Genomic DNA, 19,136 nt, shown 5'->3' on the forward strand with positions numbered 1-19,136 from the left:
GTCAGAAATCGTATAGCCTGATGAAAAGGCGGCGATTATAACGGTAATGATCAAAACCCTCACGCAAGTTCGTCGCGGTTTGTCATTCCTTGTTACCGAGACCCTCTAAATAGATGATTTCAGGTGGTCATGTTGCTGAACGTGCCCGGCTTGGGCCTTGGGCGCTTGGCATTTGCAGTGATATAGTTCGCCGCCAGTTCGGCCTGCCCGGGAAGGTATGTGCTTTCGTCAGAAAGCCAGGCGTCCGAGTGAGAGGCTGCATCGCAAGGAGTTTAGATGAGTGCCGATAACGCCTACGCGGTCGAGCTGAAGGGACTGACCTTCAAGCGCGGTGCGCGCAGCATTTTCAATAACATCGATATCCGCATACCACGCGGCAAGGTCACCGGCATCATGGGGCCTTCCGGGTGTGGCAAGACCACGCTGTTGCGGTTGATGGGGGCCCAATTGCGCCCCACCAGCGGCGAAGTCTGGGTCAATGGCCAGAACCTGCCAACATTGTCGCGCAGCGATTTGTTCGATGCGCGCAAGCACATGGGCGTGCTGTTTCAGAGCGGCGCGCTGTTTACCGATCTCGATGTATTCGAGAACGTCGCCTTTCCGCTGCGTGTTCATACCACACTGCCGGAAGAGATGATTCGCGATATTGTCCTGCTCAAATTGCAAGCCGTGGGCTTGCGTGGCGCCATTGACCTGATGCCTGACGAATTGTCCGGCGGCATGAAACGTCGAGTCGCGCTGGCCCGGGCGATTGCCCTCGATCCGCAAATTCTCATGTACGACGAGCCTTTTGTCGGCCAGGACCCGATCGCCATGGGCGTGCTGGTGCGCCTGATCCGCCTGCTCAACGATGCGCTGGGCATCACCAGCATCGTGGTCTCCCACGATCTGGCCGAGACCGCGAGCATCGCCGACTACATCATTGTGGTGGGTGACGGGCAAGTGTTGGGGCAGGGCACACCCAAGGAATTGATGACTTCGCAGGAACCACGGATTCGCCAGTTCATGACTGGCGAACCCGACGGCCCGGTCGCATACCACTTTCCAGCGACGGATTACCGCGCAGATCTTCTGGGGAAGCGCTGATGCGCAAGATTTCATTAATAGAAAGAGTGCGCCGTTTCGGCCACGCCGGCATCGATGTGCTGGCGGTATTCGGGCGTTCGGCGCTGTTCCTGTTTCATGCCTTGCTCGGTCGCGGTGGCATCGGCGGCAGTTTTGGCCTGCTGGTCAAGCAACTGCATTCGGTTGGCGTGATGTCCCTGGTGATCATCGTGGTCTCCGGGGTGTTCATCGGTATGGTGCTGGCGCTGCAGGGCTTCAATATCCTGTCCAGCTATGGCTCGGAGCAGGCTGTCGGGCAGATGGTTGCGCTGACACTGCTGCGTGAACTGGGGCCGGTCGTCACGGCCTTGCTGTTCGCCGGGCGTGCGGGTTCGGCGCTGACCGCCGAAATCGGCAACATGAAATCCACCGAGCAACTGTCCAGTCTGGAAATGATCGGGGTTGACCCGCTCAAGTACATTATTGCTCCGCGCCTGTGGGCCGGCTTCATTTCCCTGCCGGTGCTGGCAATGATTTTCAGCGTGGTGGGTATCTGGGGCGGTTCGTGGGTGGCCGTCGACTGGCTGGGTGTCTATGAAGGCTCCTACTGGTCGAACATGCAAAACAGCGTGACGTTTGTCGACGATGTGCTCAACGGCATTATCAAAAGCATCGTTTTTGCCTTCGTCGTGACCTGGATCGCCGTATTCCAAGGCTATGACTGCGAGCCCACTTCCGAGGGGATCAGTCGTGCCACTACCAAGACCGTGGTGTACGCCTCTTTGGCGGTACTCGGCCTGGACTTTATTCTGACCGCCTTGATGTTTGGAGATTTCTGATGCAAAACCGCACCCTGGAAATCGGTGTCGGCCTTTTCTTGCTGGCTGGCATCCTGGCTTTGCTGTTGCTTGCGTTGCGGGTCAGTGGCCTGTCCCCGAGCCCGAGCACCGATACTTATAAACTTTATGCATATTTCGATAATATCGCCGGTTTGACTGTCAGAGCTAAAGTGACCATGGCCGGTGTGACCATTGGCAAGGTCACTGCGATCGATCTGGATCGCGACAGCTTCACCGGTCGGGTGACCATGCAACTGGAAAAGCGCGTAGATAACCTGCCGACTGACTCCACTGCATCTATCCTGACCGCTGGCCTGTTGGGTGAGAAATACATCGGTATCAGTGTGGGTGGGGAACAAGCCCTGCTCAAGGATGGTGGAACCATCCACGACACGCAGTCGTCGCTGGTGCTCGAGGACCTGATCGGTAAATTTCTGCTCAATACCGTTAGCAAAGACGCCAAATGAGGAGCTTTTCAATGATCTCTATCTTGCGACGTGGCCTGTTGATATTGCTCGCGGCCTTGCCGTTGATGGCTAACGCCATGGCGGCGCAGTCGGCGCACGATCTGGTTCAGGACACCACGACCCGGATGCTCGCCGACCTGTCGGCCAATAAAGAGAAGTACAAACAGGATCCACAAGACTTTTATACGGCGTTGAACACCATCGTCGGTCCTGTGGTGGATGCCGAGGGCATTTCCAAAAGCATCATGACCGTCAAATACTCGCGCAAAGCAACGCCCGAGCAAATGAAGACGTTTGAAGAAAACTTCAAAAAAGGTCTGTTCCAGTTTTATGGCAACGCATTGCTCGAATACAACAACCAGGGCATTACTGTTGAGCCTGCCAAGGATGAATCGGGAGACCGTACCAGCGTTGGCATGACGGTCAAAGGCAGCAGCGGCGCGATCTATCCCGTGTCTTACACACTCGAAAAGATCAACGGCGAATGGAAGCTGCGTAACGTCATCATCAACGGCATCAATATCGGCAAGCTATTCCGCGATCAGTTCGCTGATGCGATGCAGCGCAATGGCAACGACCTGGACAAGACCATCAATGGTTGGGCCGGGGAAGTCGCCAAAGCCAAGGAAAACACCGAAAAAGCTGTCGAGAAGAAAGCCCAATGAGTGAGTCGGCCATTCGCATGAGCGAAACCGGCGAGCTGCTGCTCAGCGGTGTGCTGGATTACCGGACCGGCCCGAACTTGCGCAAGCAGGGGCAGGTACTGATCAAGTCCAGCAAGGCGCCTGCGCTGGTGGTCGATTGCTCCGCAGTGGAGAAGTCCAGCAGTGTCGGCTTGTCGCTGCTGCTGTGCTTCATGCGCGATGCCCAGGTGGCCGGCAAGGCCGTGAGCATTCGCGCGATGCCCGAAGACATGCGCAAAATCGCTCAGGTCAGCGAATTGACCGAGCTGTTGGCGCACCCCTGAACCGCATCTATAAAGAAGCCCCCCGTCAGAGTCCTGCTTCGCGGGGTTCGCAGGCGCGGGGCTTTTTTGTATGATGTCCGACCCGCGCGCACAGGGCGCCGATTGAGGTTGAGCATGCAGGCCGTAGAAGTGAAGAGCTTCCTTGAAGGAAAGCTGCCAAACACGAAGGTGGAAGTTGAAGGCGAAGGCTGCAATTTCCAGCTGAACGTGATTAGCGATGAACTGGCGGCGTTGAGCCCGGTGAAGCGTCAGCAGCAGGTCTATGCCCATTTGAACCCGTGGATTGTCGATGGCAGCATCCATGCGGTCACTATGAAATTTTTCAGCAGCGCGGCCTGGGCCGAGCGCACCTGAGCCCAAGGGCGTCGAGATTCTTATGGATAAATTGATTATTACTGGTGGCGCTCGTCTTGATGGCGAGATCCGCATCTCCGGGGCAAAGAACTCGGCCTTGCCGATCCTGGCTGCCACCTTGCTGTGCGATGGCCCGGTGACCGTGGCCAACCTGCCGCACCTGCACGACATCACCACCATGATCGAGCTGTTCGGTCGCATGGGCATTGAGCCGGTGATCGACGAGAAGCTCAGCGTCGAAATCGACCCACGCACCATCAAGACCCTGATCGCGCCGTACGAACTGGTTAAAACCATGCGCGCCTCGATCCTGGTGCTGGGCCCGATGGTTGCCCGTTTCGGTGAAGCCGAAGTTGCACTGCCTGGCGGTTGCGCCATCGGTTCGCGTCCGGTTGACCTGCACATCCGTGGTCTTGAAGCCATGGGCGCGGTCATCGACGTCGAAGGCGGCTACATCAAGGCCAAGGCCCCTGAAGGCGGCCTGCGCGGTGCGCACTTCTTCTTCGACACCGTCAGCGTGACCGGTACCGAGAACATCATGATGGCGGCCGCTCTGGCCAAGGGCCGCAGCGTTCTGGCCAACGCCGCTCGCGAGCCTGAAGTCGTCGACCTGGCGAACTTCCTGAACGCCATGGGCGCGAAGGTTTCCGGCGCCGGCACCGACACCATCACCATCGATGGCGTCGAGCGTCTGCACACGACCACTTACAAAGTGATGCCTGACCGTATCGAGACCGGCACCTATCTGGTGGCGGCAGCGGTCACCGGCGGGCGTGTGAAGGTCAAGGACACCGATCCGACCATACTCGAAGCCGTTCTGGAAAAACTTCGTGAATCCGGCGCCGAAATCACCACCGGTGAAGACTGGATCGAGCTGAACATGCACGGCAAGCGGCCGAAAGCCGTCAACGTGCGGACCGCTCCATACCCGGCGTTCCCGACCGACATGCAAGCGCAATTCATCTCCCTCAACGCCATTGCCGAAGGAACTGGTGCTGTGATCGAGACGATCTTCGAAAACCGTTTCATGCACGTTTACGAACTGCACCGCATGGGCGCGCACATTCAGGTTGAAGGCAACACCGCCATCGTCACCGGCATCGAAAAGCTCAAGGGCGCGCCAGTCATGGCCACCGACCTGCGTGCTTCGGCCAGCCTGGTGATCTCGGCGCTGATCGCCGAAGGCGATACCCTGATCGATCGCATCTACCACATCGACCGTGGTTATGAGTGCATCGAAGAGAAGCTGCAGATGCTCGGCGCCAAGATCCGCCGCGTACCGGGCTAGTTTCTGCTGCATGGGCGCAGGGACGCGTCCGTTGATTTGTTGAAGTCGAGCCGGTTTCCGGCTCGATGTGTGTCCGGCGCCGTTTGCGACCGGGCATGAGTACCTTGATAAGGACTGACGTTTCCCATGTTGACTATCGCACTGTCCAAGGGCCGCATCCTTGACGACACCCTGCCGCTTCTGGCTGAAGCGGGCATCGTGCCGACCGAGAATCCGGACAAGAGCCGCAAGCTGATCATCCCCACGACCCAGGCCGATGTGCGCTTGCTGATCGTGCGTGCCACCGATGTGCCGACCTATGTCGAGCATGGTGCCGCCGATCTGGGCGTCGCCGGTAAAGACGTGCTGATGGAATACGGCGGCCAGGGTCTGTACGAACCGCTGGACCTGCAAATCGCCCAGTGCAAACTGATGACGGCCGGTAAAGTCGGCGCAGTCGAGCCCAAGGGCCGTCTGCGCATTGCCACCAAGTTCGTCAACGTCGCCAAGCGCTACTATGCCGAACAGGGTCGTCAGGTCGACATCATCAAGCTCTACGGCTCGATGGAACTGGCGCCGCTGATCGGCCTGGCGGACAAGATCATCGACGTGGTCGACACCGGTAACACGCTGCGGGCCAATGGCCTGGAGCCACAGGATTTCATCGCTGCCATCAGCTCCCGTCTGATCGTCAACAAGGCGTCGATGAAAATGCAGCATGCCCGTATCCAGGCGTTGATCGACACCCTGCGCAAGGCAGTGGAGTCTCGACACCGCGGCTGATTCACCTGCGCGACCTTGAGTCGCGCCCGTCTATCCGCCTCATAGCCAGAATTCTCGGGTGCCCAAGCGGATCAACGGCTAGCTTAGGGCGCCCGAGTTTTTGCCAATCCTATGAGGCTCTCGCTATGACCGCACCGACTGCAATTCGCCGACTCAACGCTGCTGACCCGGATTTCGCACATCATCTGGATCATCTGCTGAGCTGGGAAAGTGTGTCTGACGACTCGGTCAATCAGCGGGTGCTGGACATCATCAAGGCCGTGCGCGAGCGTGGCGATGCGGCGGTGGTCGAGTTCACCCAGAAGTTCGATGGCCTGCAAGTGGCGTCCATGGCGGACTTGATCCTGCCGCGCGAACGCCTGGAACTGGCATTGACCCGCATCACCGTGCCTCAGCGCGAAGCCCTGGAAAAAGCCGCGACCCGTGTGCGCAGCTACCACGAAAAGCAGAAACAGGACTCCTGGAGCTACACCGAAGCCGATGGCACGGTGCTGGGCCAGAAGGTCACGCCACTGGATCGCGCCGGTCTGTACGTGCCGGGCGGCAAGGCGTCCTACCCGTCCTCGGTGCTGATGAACGCGATTCCGGCCAAGGTGGCGGGCGTGACCGAAGTGGTCATGGTCGTGCCGACCCCGCGCGGTGAAGTCAACGAACTGGTGCTGGCCGCAGCCTGCATCGCCGGCGTCGACCGGGTGTTCACCATCGGCGGCGCGCAGGCAGTTGCGGCGCTGGCTTACGGCACCGAAAGCGTGCCGAAGGTCGACAAAGTGGTTGGCCCGGGCAACATCTATGTCGCCACCGCCAAGCGCCACGTGTTCGGCCAGGTCGGCATCGACATGATCGCCGGTCCGTCGGAGATTCTGGTGGTGTGCGACGGCCAGACCGATCCGGACTGGATCGCCATGGACCTGTTCTCCCAGGCCGAGCACGACGAAGACGCCCAGGCGATTCTGGTCAGCCCGGACGCCGAGTTCCTCGACAAGGTCGCGGCAAGCATCGCCAAACTGCTGCCAACCATGGAGCGCGCCGAGATCATCGAAACCTCGATCAATGGCCGTGGTGCGCTGATCAAGGTTCGCGACATGGAACAGGCCATCGAAGTGGCCAACCGCATTGCCCCAGAGCACCTGGAACTGTCGGTCGCCGATCCACAGGCCTGGCTGCCGCAGATCCGTCACGCCGGCGCGATCTTCATGGGCCGCCACACTTCCGAAGCCCTGGGCGACTACTGCGCAGGTCCGAACCACGTATTGCCGACCTCCGGCACTGCGCGCTTCTCCTCGCCGCTGGGTGTTTACGACTTCCAGAAACGTTCGTCGATCATCTTCTGCTCCGAGCAGGGTGCCTCCGAACTGGGCAAGACCGCCTCCGTATTGGCCCGTGGCGAATCGCTGAGCGCTCACGCCCGCAGTGCTGAATACCGCATTCTTGATGACAAGCAGGGGAACTGAACATGAGTAAATTCTGGAGCCCGTTCGTCAAGAATCTGGTGCCTTATGTGCCGGGCGAGCAGCCGAAACTGGCCAAACTGGTGAAGCTCAACACCAACGAAAACCCGTACGGTCCATCGCCAAAAGCCCTGGCGGCGATGCAAACCGAACTGAACGACAACCTGCGTCTGTACCCGGACCCGAACAGCGACCTGCTCAAGCAAGCCGTTGCCAAGTACTACGGCGTGCAGGGCAATCAGGTGTTCCTCGGTAACGGTTCCGATGAAGTCCTGGCGCACATCTTTCATGGTTTGTTGCAACACGATAAGCCGCTGCTGTTCCCGGACATCAGCTACAGCTTCTACCCGGTTTACTGCGGGTTGTATGGCATCAAGTTCGATGCGGTTGCGCTGGACGAGCAGTTCCAGATCAATCCGGCGGACTATGCCAAGCCGAACGGCGGGATCATCTTCCCGAACCCGAATGCGCCGACCGGTTGCCTGTTGGCGCTGGACGCTGTTGAGCAAATCCTCAAGGCCAGCCCGGATTCGGTGGTCGTGGTGGATGAGGCTTACGTCGACTTCGGCGGTGAAACGGCGATCACGCTGGTGGACCGTTATCCGAACCTGTTGGTGACGCAGACCCTGTCCAAGTCCCGTTCCCTGGCCGGCCTGCGGGTTGGTCTGGCCGTGGGGCACCCGGATCTGATCGAGGCACTGGAGCGGATCAAGAACAGCTTCAACTCCTACCCGCTGGATCGTCTGGCGATTGTGGGGGCTGCAGCGGCGTTCGAAGATCGCGAGTATTTCGACAAGACTTGCCGGTTGGTCATCGAGAGTCGGGAGCAAGTGGTCGCGCAACTGGAAGCGAAAGGGTTTGAAGTGTTGCCGTCGGCGGCGAACTTCATTTTCGCCCGTCATCCGAAGCACGATGCTGCGGGGCTGGCGGCGAAGTTGCGCGAACAGGGCGTGATTGTTCGGCACTTCAAGCAAGAGCGGATTGCCCAGTTCCTGCGGATTTCCATCGGCACGCCGGAGCAGAATCTGGCACTGATCGACGGCCTCGGCGACCTCTAGACCAAAACTGTTCCTGTGGGAGCGAGCGGTGCGGCTCGTTCCCACAGGGTCCCGCTTACTCTTCTTCTTTTTCCTGGATCGGCGCCGGCGGCGGACGCAGACCGATTTCTGCGGTGAGCTTGAGTTCTTTACCGTTGCGCATCACCTGAATCGTGACCTTGTCGGTCGGTTTGATGCGCGCCACCTGGTTCATTGACTTGCGACCATCGCCAGCCGGTTCACCGTCGATGCTGAGGATCACGTCGCCCAATTGCAGGCCGGCCTTTTGCGCCGGGCCGTCACGGAAAATCCCCGCGACCACAATTCCCGGGCGTCCCGACAGGCCAAACGATTCCGCCAGTTCCTGACTCAACGGTTGCACTTCGATGCCGAGCCAGCCGCGAATCACCTGGCCGTGCTCGATGATCGACTTCATCACCTCCATCGCCAGTTTGACCGGGATCGCGAAGCCGATGCCTTGCGAGCCACCGGACTTGGAGAAGATTGCCGTGTTGATGCCGGTCAGGTTGCCGTTGGCGTCCACCAGTGCACCGCCGGAGTTGCCGGGGTTGATCGCGGCGTCGGTCTGGATGAAGTCTTCGTAGTTGTTCAGGCCCAACTGATTGCGCCCGGTGGCACTGATGATCCCCATGGTCACGGTCTGGCCGACGCCGAACGGGTTGCCGATGGCCAGGGCCACGTCACCGATGCGCAGGTTGTCAGAACGGCCGACGGTGATCGACGGCAGGTTTTTCAGGTCAATCTTCAATACCGCGAGGTCGGTTTCCGGGTCGCTGCCGATGACCCGGGCCAGGGTTTCACGACCATCCTTGAGGGCCACCACGATCTGGTCGGCACCGCTGGTCACGTGGTTGTTGGTCAGCAGGTAACCTTCCGGGCTCATGATCACGCCCGAACCGAGGCTCGACTCCATGCGCTTCTGCTTGGGCGAGTTGTCGCCGAAGAAGCGGCGGAACTGCGGGTCTTCAAACAGCGGATGGCTGGGTTTGTTGACCACTTTGGTGGTGTAAAGGTTGACCACCGACGGCGCAGCCGTGGTCACCGCATCGGCATAGGACACCGGGCCCTGCTGCACACCAAGGGTTTGCGGGGCTTGTTGCAGATTGACGTCGAGGCTTGGCAGCCCGACCCACTGCGGGTAACGCTGAATAATCAGTAGAGCGACAAGCACGCCGGCCAATAGCGGCCAGCCGGAAAAACGCAGCGCCTTGAGCATTAAGCACGTCCTGAGAGGTTGCAGGCGGTATGAGACCGCCCATAATGTCGCGCATTATACGAGGCCGCGCGCGCCTCTGAACGGGATATTTAGGAGTCTTTTATGGCCGTCGCCCTGAGCACCCTGGTCGAAGAAGCCGACCGTTACCTGGCAAGTGCGAAGATTGCCGATTACTGCCCCAACGGCTTGCAGGTCGAAGGCCGGCCGCAAGTAATGCGCATCGTCAGCGGTGTCACCGCCAGCCAGGCGTTGCTGGACGCCGCGGTGGAGGCCCAGGCCGATCTGGTGCTGGTGCATCACGGCTATTTCTGGAAAGGCGAGAACCCGTGCATCACCGGCATGAAGCAGCGCCGGTTGAAAACCCTGCTCAAGCACGACATCAGCCTGCTGTCCTATCACTTGCCGCTGGACCTGCACCCTGAAGTCGGCAACAACGTACAGCTTGCCCGGCAATTGGACATTACCGTCGAAGGCCCGCTGGATCCGGACAACTTGAAAATCGTCGGCCTGGTCGGCTCGTTGAGCGAACCGATGACCCCCCGCGATTTCGCCCGTCGGGTACAGGAAGTCATGGGGCGCGAGCCGTTACTGATCGAAGGCAGCGAGATGATTCGTCGGGTCGGCTGGTGCACCGGTGGCGGCCAGGGTTACATTGACCAGGCGGTGTTGGCCGGTGTCGATCTGTACCTCAGCGGCGAGGCATCCGAGCAGACGTTCCACAGCGCCCGGGAAAACGACATCAGTTTCATCGCCGCCGGCCACCATGCCACCGAGCGTTACGGTGTGCAGGCTTTGGGTGATTACCTGGCGCGACGTTTCGCCCTCGAGCACATCTTCATCGATTGCCCGAACCCGATTTGACTACAGGGCTGGAGCCCAAACGAGGGGGTATATTCATATACCCTTTCGATCTAGCCGCCGTCCTGATTAGAAGAGGGCGCTGTGCTAGGATTCCCCGCTCGAACACGGCCCGCAGGCCGTCCATAAGATCGTTTTCGTGAGTAGCCATGGTCGACAAACTGACGCATCTGAAACAGCTGGAGGCCGAAAGCATCCACATCATCCGCGAGGTCGCCGCCGAGTTCGATAACCCGGTGATGCTGTACTCCGTCGGTAAAGACTCCGCCGTGATGCTGCACCTTGCGCGCAAGGCATTCTTCCCGGGCAAACTTCCGTTTCCGGTGATGCACGTCGACACCCAGTGGAAGTTCAAGGAAATGTACGCGTTCCGCGACCGCATGGTCGAAGAGCTCGGCCTGGACCTGCTGGTACACGTCAACCCCGAGGGTGTTGCGCAGGGTATCAACCCGCTGACCCACGGCAGTGCCAAGCACACCGACATCATGAAGACCGAAGGCCTCAAGCAGGCCCTCGACAAGTACGGCTTCGACGCCGCATTCGGTGGCGCCCGTCGTGACGAAGAGAAGTCCCGTGCCAAAGAGCGCGTGTATTCCTTCCGTGACAGCAAGCACCGCTGGGACCCGAAAAACCAGCGCCCGGAGCTGTGGAACGTCTACAACGGCAAGGTCAACAAGGGTGAATCGATCCGCGTATTCCCGTTGTCGAACTGGACCGAACTGGACATCTGGCAGTACATCTACCTGGAAGGCATCCCGATCGTGCCGCTGTATTTCGCAGCCGAACGTGATGTCATCGAGATGAACGGCACCTGGATCATGATCGACGACGAACGCCTGCTCAATCACCTGAGCGACGAAGACAAGGCGCGCATCGTCAAGAAGAAGGTCCGTTTCCGTACACTGGGCGACTACCCGTTGACCGGTGCTGTCGAGTCCGAGGCCACCAGCCTGACCGACATCATTCAGGAAATGCTCCTGACGCGAACTTCCGAACGCCAGGGCCGAGTCATCGATCACGATGGCGCCGGTTCCATGGAAGAAAAGAAACGTCAGGGTTATTTCTAAGGGGTTGTCATGTCGCACGCATCTGATTTGATCAGCGAGGACATCCTCGCCTACCTGGGCCAGCATGAACGCAAGGAAATGCTGCGCTTTCTGACTTGTGGCAACGTCGACGACGGCAAGAGCACCCTGATCGGGCGCCTGCTGCACGACTCCAAAATGATCTACGAAGATCACCTGGAAGCCATTACCCGCGACTCGAAAAAAGTCGGCACCACCGGCGAAGACATCGACCTGGCGTTGCTGGTCGACGGCTTGCAGGCCGAGCGTGAGCAGGGCATCACCATTGATGTCGCCTACCGCTATTTCTCTACCGCCAAGCGCAAATTCATCATCGCCGATACCCCCGGCCATGAGCAGTACACCCGCAACATGGCCACCGGTGCATCCACCTGTGACCTGGCGATCATCCTGGTCGACGCCCGTTACGGCGTGCAGACCCAGACCCGTCGCCACAGCTTTATCGCCTCGTTGCTGGGCATCAAGCACATCGTGGTCGCCATCAACAAGATGGACCTCAACGGCTTCGACGAAAGCGTATTTGAGTCGATCAAGGCCGATTACCTGAAGTTCGCCGAAGGCATCGCGTTCAAGCCGAGCACCATGGCGTTCGTGCCGATGTCCGCGCTCAAGGGCGACAACGTGGTGAACAAGTCCGAGCGCTCGCCGTGGTACACCGGCCAGTCGCTGATGGAAATCCTTGAAACCGTCGAAATCGCCAGCGACCGCAACTACACCGACCTGCGTTTCCCGGTGCAGTACGTCAACCGTCCGAACCTGAACTTCCGTGGTTTCGCCGGCACCCTGGCCAGCGGCATCGTGCACAAGGGCGACGAAGTCGTTGTGTTGCCGTCGGGCAAGAGCAGCCGCGTGAAATCCATTGTCACCTTCGAAGGTGAGCTGGAGCATGCAGGCCCTGGTCAAGCGGTGACGCTGACCATGGAAGACGAGATCGACATTTCCCGTGGCGACTTGCTGGTGCACGCCGATAACCAGCCGCAAGTGACCGACGCCTTCGACGCCATGCTGGTGTGGATGGCCGAAGAGCCGATGCTGCCGGGCAAGAAGTACGACATCAAGCGCGCCACGACTTACGTGCCGGGCTCGATCACCAGCATCGTCAATCGCGTGGACGTGAACACCTTGGCCGAAGGCCCTGCCAGCTCGTTGCAGCTGAACGAGATCGGTCGGGTCAAGATCAGCCTCGACGCGGCCATTGCGCTGGACGGTTACGACAGCAACCGCACCACGGGTTCGTTCATCGTCATCGACCGTTTGACCAACGGCACGGTCGCGGCCGGCATGATCATCGCTCAGCCGCTGGCGCATGGCAGCAGCTCTCACCACGGCAAACTGGCCCATGTAGCCACCGAAGAACGCGCCCAGCGCTTCGGTCAGCAACCGGCCACCGTGTTGTTCAGCGGCCTGTCGGGCGCTGGCAAAAGCACTCTGGCCTATGCGGTTGAACGCAAGCTGTTCGACATGGGCCGCGCAGTCTTTGTACTCGATGGCCAGAACCTGCGTCACGACCTGAACAAAGGTCTGCCGAATGATCGTGCCGGGCGTACCGAGAATTGGCGTCGTGCGGCGCACGTTGCGCGTCAGTTCAACGAAGCGGGCTTGCTGACACTGGCGGCGTTTGTTGCCCCGAGTGCCGAAGGTCGTGAGCAGGCCAAGGACCTGATCGGCAAGGAGCGTCTGCTGACGGTCTACGTCCAGGCCTCGCCGACGGTCTGCGCCGAGCGTGATCCGCAAGGTCTGTACGCGGCGGGTGGCGACAACATCCCGGGCGAATCCTTCCCGTACGACGTGCCGCTGGATGCCGATCTGGTGATCGACACCCAGTCGCTGTCGCTGGAAGAAAGCGTCAAGCAAGTGCTGGATCTGCTGCGCAAGCGTGGCGCGATCTAAGCATTAGCTGAAAACAAAAAGCCCGCAGATGAGTGATCATCTGCGGGCTTTTTTGTGTCCGGGAGGACACCTTCGCGGGCACCTCAAGAATTCACTGGATACTCCCGGTGCATTTGTCCCAACAGCGCATCCTTGTCATTCCACAACTGATTGATCCAGCCCTGAAACTCCAGGCGATACACCCCGTCCTGGTCGTAGTTCTTGCCAACGAACTGCGGTGGAATCTTCAACTCCTGAAAGTGCACCACCACGTCTTTCACATGACCGCAGAGCAAATCCCAATAGCCTGGACGCCCGGCCGGGTAGTGGATGGTCACGTTGACGATGGCTTCCAGCTGGTCGCCCATGGCATCCAGCACAAAGGCAATGCCGCCCGCTTTCGGCTTCAGCAGGTAGCGGAACGGTGAACTCTGCTGGGCGTGTTTGCCCTCGGTAAAGCGTGTGCCTTCGACGAAGTTGAAAATCCCCACCGGGTTATTGCGGAACTTGTCGCAAGTCTTGCGGGTGGTCTCCAGGTCTTTGCCCTTCTTCTGCGGATGCTTTTCCAGATAGGCCTTGGAGTAACGCTTCATGAACGGAAAACCCAACGCCCACCACGCCAGGCCAATCACCGGCACCCAGATCAGTTCCTGTTTGAGGAAGAACTTCAGCGGGCGGATGCGACGGTTGAGCACGTACTGCAACACCATGATGTCGACCCAGCTCTGGTGGTTGCTGGTGATCAGATAGGAGTGCCGATAGTCCAGGTCTTGCAAACCGCTGAGGTGCCAGCGTGTGCGGCAAACCAGATTCATCCAGCCCTTGTTGTTACTGATCCACGCTTCGTGGGTATGACTCATCAGCCAGCGCGCGAAACGTTGGGTGAGGGCGAACGGCAACACTTTGAACAGCGCCACACAGAACAGAAACGAGCAGAGCAGAATCGTATTCAGCGCCAACAGCAGCGAGGCGATCACGCCGCGCACGGGTGCAGGTAGAAAATCCAGCATTTAAATATCCATAGGTCGGTTGGCCGCTTGAATCGCGGTCAACGCGATGGTGTACACGATGTCGTCGACTTGCGCGCCACGCGGCAGGTCGTTCACCGGTTTGCGCAGGCCTTGCAGCATTGGCCCGAGGCTGACACAGTCGGCGCTGCGTTGCACGGCTTTGTGGGTGGTATTGCCGGTGTTCAGGTCGGGGAACACAAACACCGTCGCACGACCGGCCACCTGACTGTTCGGCGCCAGTTGCCGGGCCACGGTTTCGTTAGCGGCGGCGTCGTATTGCAACGGGCCGTCGATCAGCAGTGAGTGTTGCTGTTCGTGGGCGAGCAAGGTGGCCTCGCGAACCTTCTCGACTTCTTCGCCACTGGCCGATTCACCGCTGGAGTAGCTGATCATCGCCACTCGCGGAGTGATGCCGAACGCCGCTGCCGAATCGGCGCTTTGCAAGGCGATCTCGGCCAGTTCGCTGGCGCTCGGGTGCGGGTTCATCACGCAGTCGCCGTAGACCAGCACTTCTTCGGGGAACAGCATGAAGAACACCGACGACACCAGGGTGCAACCCGGCGCGGTCTTGATCAGTTGCAGGGCCGGGCGGATGGTGTTGGCGGTGGAGTGAATGACCCCGGACACCAGCCCGTCGACTTCATCCAGCGCCAGCATCATGGTGCCGATCACCACGGTGTCTTCCAGTTGCTGCTCGGCCATCGGCGCGTTGAGGCTTTTGGTCTTGCGCAGCGCAACCATCGGCTCGACATAACGCTCGCGAATCAGGTCCGGGTCGAGGATTTCCAGCCCCGGTGGCAACTCGATGCCTTGGGCGCGGGCGACCGCCTCGACGTCTGCCGGTTTGGCCAGCAATACACAACGGGCAATGCCCCGGGCCTGGCAGATCGCGGCGGCCTGCACGGTCAACGGCTCGCTGCCCTCGGGCAACACGATGCGCTTGTTGGCGGCCTGGGCGCGCTGGATCAGTTGATAGCGGAACACCGCGGGCGACAGGCGCATTTCCCGCGGCGTGCCGCAGCGTTGGTGCAGCCAGTTGGCGTCGAGGTGGCTGGCGACGAAATCGGTGATGATCTCCGCGCGCTCGCGGTCGTCGATCGGGATTTCCTTGTTCAAACCGTTCAACTGGTTGGCGGTGTCGTAGGAACCGGTACTTACCGACAACACCGGCAGACCGGCCTGCAAGGCGCCACGGCACAGCTCCATGATGCGTGGGTCGGGCAGGGTGTCGCTGGTCAGCAGCAGGCCGGCCAGGGGCACGCCGTTCATCGCCGCGAGGCTGACCGCGAGGATGATGTCGTCGCGATCGCCGGGGGTCACCACCAGCACGCCGGGCTTGAGCAGCTCCACGGTGTTGCGCACGGTGCGGGCGCAAATGATGATTTTGGTCATGCGCCGGGTTTCGTAGTCACCGGCATTGAGCACCTGAGCGTCCATCAGCTCGGCCACGTCACGGGTGCGCGGCGCGTTCAGCTCCGGTTGAAACGGGATGCAGCCGAGCAGACGGAAGTCGCCACTGCGCAGCAACGGCGAGTGCTCTCTCAGGCGCGAGGCGAAGACGTCCATGCTTTCGTCGGTCTTGACCTTGTTGAGGATCACGCCCAGCACTTTCGGGTCCTTCGGCCCGCCGAACAATTGCGCCTGCAATTCCACCCGGCCGGACAATTCGGTCAGCACTTCGTTTTCCGGCGCCGAAACCAGAATCACGTCGGCGTCGAGGCTCTTGGCCAAGTGCAAGTTGACCCGCGCGGCGTAGCTGGCGCTGCGGGTCGGGACCATGCCTTCGACAATCAGCACGTCCTTGCCGATAGCGGCTTGCTGGTAAAGGGTGATGATTTCTTCGAGCAATTCGTCCAGCTGACCGTCGCCGAGCATCCGCTCGACATGGGCCAGGCCCAGCGGCTGAGGCGGTTTCAAACCGTGGGTGCGGGCCACCAGTTCGGTGGAGCGTTCAGGGCCGGTGTCGCCCGGGTGCGGTTGGGCAATCGGTTTGAAAAAGCCGACTTTGAGGCCGGCCCGCTCAAGGGTACGCACCAGCCCGAGGCTGATGGAGGTCAGACCCACACCAAAATCGGTGGGCGCGATAAAAAAAGTTTGCATGCGGATTCTCTAAGGGTGCATGGCAATGGTGAACGCCTATGGCTGGCGTTCTACCGATATTCAGTGGTCAAGGTTATCGCTAACCGAGCCTTGTGCGCACCAACCGCAATCAAAGGGCTGGCCTATTTTTTCATTGCGCAGCGCAGGGTCCAGCACCCAGGCCCGGGATTGCCACGGCGGCTGGTGCCGCAGGTGTTGGGTATGGCCGCAGGACAGCTCGGCCACCCAGTGCCCGTCCTCGTCCTGATGAAAACCTGTAATGGTCGAGGCTTTCATTGCACCCCGTTTGTCTGGGTTGTGTTCGCTTTCGGGCGATTGCTTCGCTAAACTTGGACATTCATCTTTCTTATGCAAAAGGTCTCGCCCCATGCTGATCGCCGCCAATAAGGCTGTCTCCATCGACTATACCCTGACCAACGACGCTGGTGAGGTCATCGACAGCTCCGCCGGCGGCGCGCCGCTGGTCTACCTGCAAGGCGCAGGTAACATCATCCCGGGCCTGGAAAAGGCGCTGGAAGGCAAAGCAGTCGGTGATGAACTGAAAGTCTCCGTAGAACCTGAAGATGCCTACGGCGAATACGCTGCCGAACTGGTCAGCACCCTGAGTCGCAGCATGTTCGAAGGCGTCGACGAACTGGAAGTGGGCATGCAATTCCACGCTTCCGCTCCGGACGGCCAGATGCAGATCGTCACCATTCGCGATCTGGACGGCGACGATGTCACCGTCGACGGCAACCACCCGCTGGCCGGTCAGCGCCTGAATTTCCAGGTCAAGATCGTTGCCATCCGTGATGCCAGCCAGGAAGAAATCGCTCATGGTCACGTCCATGGCGAAGGTGGCCATCACCACTGATTTTCTGCGCTAAGCTTTCGAGAACTGGAGAGGCGCCCGAGGGCGCCTTTTTAGTCCGCGGCTGTCCTTGGCGACATGACCAAGTGGCTGTTTCGAGAAGAACACGGGAAATTTGGAGTCCGTCATGAGTGCTTTTCACGACCTTACATTGAAAGCTTTGGATGGCCAGGAGTTACCTCTGGCGCCCTTCAAAGGGCACGTCGTGCTGGTGGTCAACGTCGCCTCCAAATGTGGCTTGACCCCACAGTACGCTGCTCTGGAAAACCTCTACCAGCAATACAAGGGCAAGGGTTTCAGCGTGCTGGGCTTGCCGTGCAACCAGTTTGCCGGGCAGGAACCGGGCACAGAGCAGGAAATCCAGGCGTTCTGCAGCCTCAACTATGGCGTGACCTTTCCGTTGTCCAGCAAGCTGGAAGTCAACGGTCACGAACGTCATCAGCTGTACCGCCTGCTGGCGGGCGAGGGTGCGGAGTTTCCGGGCGACATCACCTGGAACTTCGAAAAATTCCTGTTGGGCAAGGACGGTCGCGTATTGGCGCGGTTCTCGCCGCGTACGGCGCCGGATGATCCTTCTGTTATCCAGGCGATTGAAAAAGCTCTGAGTTAAAAGCGCAGATCAAGATCAAAAGATCGCAGCCTTCGGCAGCTACAGGTATTCACATTCCTCTGTAGAAGCTGCCGAAGGCTGCGATCTTTTCGTTTCTAATCCTTAATCACTCAAATCAATAGTGCTGTTCAAGGCAGGGCGCCCTCCATATTATCGCCGTCATAAAGCCTATGTCCCGTGGAGCGTCCAATGCCTGTCAAAGCCCTGTTCAAGCCTTTTCACCTCGGCGCTCTCGAACTGCCGACCCGCGTCGTCATGGCACCGATGACCCGCTCGTTTTCGCCGGGCGGCGTGCCCAACTCCAAAGTGATTGAATACTACCGTCGCCGCGCTGCCGCCGGAGTTGGCCTGATCATCACCGAAGGCACCACGGTCGGTCACAAGGCCTCCAACGGTTACCCGAACGTGCCGCACTTCTACGGTGAAGCCGCACTGGCCGGCTGGAAAAAAGTCGTCGATGCAGTGCATGCCGAAGGCGGCAAGATCGTTCCGCAGCTGTGGCATGTGGGCAGCGTGCGCCGTATCGGCACCGAGCCGGATGCCAGCGTGCCGGGTTATGGTCCGTCGGAAAAACTGAAAGACGGACAGGTCGTGGTTCACGGCATGACCCAGCAGGATATCCAGGAGGTGATCGCTGCGTTCGCCCAAGCCGCCAAAGACGCCCAGAGCATCGGCATGGACGGCGTGGAAATCCACGGTGCCCATGGTTATCTGGTGGACCAGTTCTTCTGGGAAGGCAGCAACCAGCGCACCGACGAATACGGTGGCAGCCTGGCCAACCGTTCGCGCTTCGCCATCGAATTGATTCAGGCGGTGCGTGCAGCAGTCGGCGAGGGATTCCCGATCATCTTCCGTTTTTCCCAGTGGAAGCAGCAGGACTACACCGCGCGTCTGGTGCAGACGCCAGAGGCGTTGGGCGAATTTCTCAAGCCGTTGTCCGATGCCGGCGTGGATATTTTCCACTGCTCGACACGCCGTTTCTGGGAGCCGGAGTTCGACGGTTCCGAACTGAACCTGGCCGGCTGGACCCGCAAGCTCACCGGCAAGCCGACCATCACCGTTGGCAGCGTCGGCCTGGATGGCGAGTTCCTGCAATTCATGGTCAACACCGACAAGATCGCACAGCCGGCCAGCCTGGAAAAACTGCTGGAGCGGTTGAATAACGATGAGTTCGACCTGGTGGCGGTGGGTCGTGCGCTGTTGGTGGACCCGGACTGGGCGCAGAAAGTGCGTGACGGTCGTGAGCAGGACATCCTGCCGTTCAGCCGTGATGCGTTAATGACGCTGGTTTAAGCGGCGTCAGGAAAGGCC

Annotated in this window: 20 protein-coding genes; 16 read left to right on the plus strand and 4 right to left on the minus strand. The window is 59.8% G+C overall.

What is annotated here, in order from left to right; genetic code table 11:
• The first annotated feature begins 276 nt into the window (after positions 1-276).
• The 10 genes from AC1DQM_RS15625 to hisC all read left to right on the plus strand — a co-directional run bounded on the left by AC1DQM_RS15625 (position 277) and on the right by hisC (position 8,227).
• Entirely contained in the window at positions 277-1,086 is an 810-nt protein-coding gene (locus AC1DQM_RS15625) for an ATP-binding cassette domain-containing protein (RefSeq protein WP_018927201.1), read from the plus strand.
• On the plus strand, positions 1,086-1,883 hold the full coding sequence (gene mlaE / locus AC1DQM_RS15630; protein ID WP_026286502.1) for a lipid asymmetry maintenance ABC transporter permease subunit MlaE: 798 nt from the start codon (positions 1,086-1,088) through the stop codon (positions 1,881-1,883). Before AC1DQM_RS15625 ends, mlaE begins: the two co-directional genes overlap by 1 nt.
• Positions 1,883-2,350 (plus strand): outer membrane lipid asymmetry maintenance protein MlaD, encoded by a 468-nt coding sequence (gene mlaD, locus AC1DQM_RS15635; protein WP_007941252.1) that lies wholly within the window; start codon positions 1,883-1,885, stop codon positions 2,348-2,350. The genes mlaE and mlaD overlap by 1 nt, the downstream gene beginning before the upstream one ends.
• A gap of 11 nt (positions 2,351-2,361) precedes the next feature.
• Positions 2,362-3,015, plus strand: coding sequence for an MlaC/ttg2D family ABC transporter substrate-binding protein (locus tag AC1DQM_RS15640; RefSeq protein WP_018927198.1), 654 nt, complete (start codon positions 2,362-2,364; stop codon positions 3,013-3,015).
• Complete coding sequence (locus AC1DQM_RS15645) at positions 3,012-3,317, plus strand: STAS domain-containing protein (protein WP_018927197.1); 306 nt, start codon at positions 3,012-3,014, stop codon at positions 3,315-3,317. Before AC1DQM_RS15640 ends, AC1DQM_RS15645 begins: the two co-directional genes overlap by 4 nt.
• Before the next feature lie 114 nt (positions 3,318-3,431).
• Positions 3,432-3,671 carry a BolA family protein gene (locus AC1DQM_RS15650; protein WP_018927196.1) on the plus strand — a complete coding sequence of 80 codons (240 nt, stop codon included), beginning with the start codon at positions 3,432-3,434 and terminating at the stop codon, positions 3,669-3,671.
• Between the two features lie 22 nt (positions 3,672-3,693).
• Complete coding sequence (gene murA / locus AC1DQM_RS15655) at positions 3,694-4,959, plus strand: UDP-N-acetylglucosamine 1-carboxyvinyltransferase (protein WP_018927195.1); 1,266 nt, start codon at positions 3,694-3,696, stop codon at positions 4,957-4,959.
• A 126-nt stretch (positions 4,960-5,085) separates the two neighbouring features.
• Positions 5,086-5,721, plus strand: a complete 636-nt coding sequence (hisG, locus tag AC1DQM_RS15660; RefSeq protein WP_007941260.1) for an ATP phosphoribosyltransferase — start codon at positions 5,086-5,088, stop codon at positions 5,719-5,721.
• Between the two features lie 125 nt (positions 5,722-5,846).
• The gene (gene hisD, locus AC1DQM_RS15665; RefSeq protein ID WP_018927194.1) at positions 5,847-7,172 is read left to right on the plus strand and encodes a histidinol dehydrogenase; all 1,326 of its coding nucleotides are present in this window, start codon (positions 5,847-5,849) and stop codon (positions 7,170-7,172) included.
• Positions 7,173-7,174: 2 nt separating this feature from the next.
• Positions 7,175-8,227, plus strand: a complete 1,053-nt coding sequence (hisC, locus tag AC1DQM_RS15670; protein ID WP_064620289.1) for a histidinol-phosphate transaminase — start codon at positions 7,175-7,177, stop codon at positions 8,225-8,227.
• Between the two features lie 55 nt (positions 8,228-8,282).
• Here the strand turns inward: hisC and algW are convergent, their stop codons facing one another.
• On the minus strand, positions 8,283-9,443 hold the full coding sequence (gene algW, locus AC1DQM_RS15675; RefSeq protein ID WP_018927192.1) for a Do family serine endopeptidase AlgW: 1,161 nt from the start codon (positions 9,441-9,443) through the stop codon (positions 8,283-8,285).
• Positions 9,444-9,545: 102 nt separating this feature from the next.
• Between algW and AC1DQM_RS15680 the strand changes: the two genes are divergently transcribed.
• The 3 genes from AC1DQM_RS15680 (at position 9,546) to cysN (ending at position 13,276) form a co-directional block, all read left to right on the plus strand.
• A complete protein-coding gene (locus AC1DQM_RS15680; protein WP_018927191.1) occupies positions 9,546-10,304 on the plus strand; it encodes a Nif3-like dinuclear metal center hexameric protein in 759 nt (252 codons plus the stop codon).
• 146 nt (positions 10,305-10,450) lie between these two features.
• The gene (gene cysD / locus AC1DQM_RS15685) at positions 10,451-11,368 is read left to right on the plus strand and encodes a sulfate adenylyltransferase subunit CysD (RefSeq protein WP_007941268.1); all 918 of its coding nucleotides are present in this window, start codon (positions 10,451-10,453) and stop codon (positions 11,366-11,368) included.
• Between the two features lie 9 nt (positions 11,369-11,377).
• Positions 11,378-13,276, plus strand: coding sequence for a sulfate adenylyltransferase subunit CysN (gene cysN, locus AC1DQM_RS15690; RefSeq protein WP_477746469.1), 1,899 nt, complete (start codon positions 11,378-11,380; stop codon positions 13,274-13,276).
• Between the two features lie 83 nt (positions 13,277-13,359).
• Here the strand turns inward: cysN and AC1DQM_RS15695 are convergent, their stop codons facing one another.
• The 3 genes from AC1DQM_RS15695 to AC1DQM_RS15705 are packed head-to-tail and all read right to left on the minus strand — an operon-like array spanning position 13,360 to position 16,764.
• Positions 13,360-14,265 (minus strand): acyltransferase, encoded by a 906-nt coding sequence (locus tag AC1DQM_RS15695; protein ID WP_477746470.1) that lies wholly within the window; start codon positions 14,263-14,265, stop codon positions 13,360-13,362.
• Positions 14,266-16,365, minus strand: a complete 2,100-nt coding sequence (gene pta / locus AC1DQM_RS15700; RefSeq protein WP_477746471.1) for a phosphate acetyltransferase — start codon at positions 16,363-16,365, stop codon at positions 14,266-14,268. It lies immediately after the preceding gene.
• A 60-nt stretch (positions 16,366-16,425) separates the two neighbouring features.
• Positions 16,426-16,764 (minus strand): DUF3565 domain-containing protein, encoded by a 339-nt coding sequence (locus AC1DQM_RS15705; protein WP_064621356.1) that lies wholly within the window; start codon positions 16,762-16,764, stop codon positions 16,426-16,428.
• On the opposite strand from AC1DQM_RS15705, the gene AC1DQM_RS15710 reads away from it, so the two are divergent.
• The 3 genes from AC1DQM_RS15710 (at position 16,733) to AC1DQM_RS15720 (ending at position 19,118) form a co-directional block, all read left to right on the plus strand.
• Positions 16,733-17,218 (plus strand): FKBP-type peptidyl-prolyl cis-trans isomerase, encoded by a 486-nt coding sequence (locus AC1DQM_RS15710; protein ID WP_064620281.1) that lies wholly within the window; start codon positions 16,733-16,735, stop codon positions 17,216-17,218. The two genes, AC1DQM_RS15705 and AC1DQM_RS15710, sit on opposite strands and share 32 nt — an antisense overlap.
• Positions 17,219-17,342: 124 nt before the next feature.
• Positions 17,343-17,825, plus strand: a complete 483-nt coding sequence (locus AC1DQM_RS15715) for a glutathione peroxidase (RefSeq protein WP_064620279.1) — start codon at positions 17,343-17,345, stop codon at positions 17,823-17,825.
• A gap of 189 nt (positions 17,826-18,014) precedes the next feature.
• Positions 18,015-19,118 (plus strand): NADH:flavin oxidoreductase, encoded by a 1,104-nt coding sequence (locus tag AC1DQM_RS15720; protein WP_111454339.1) that lies wholly within the window; start codon positions 18,015-18,017, stop codon positions 19,116-19,118.
• Positions 19,119-19,136 lie beyond the last annotated feature (18 nt).

The sequence above is a fragment of the Pseudomonas sp. 01L34 genome (assembly GCF_056400265.1).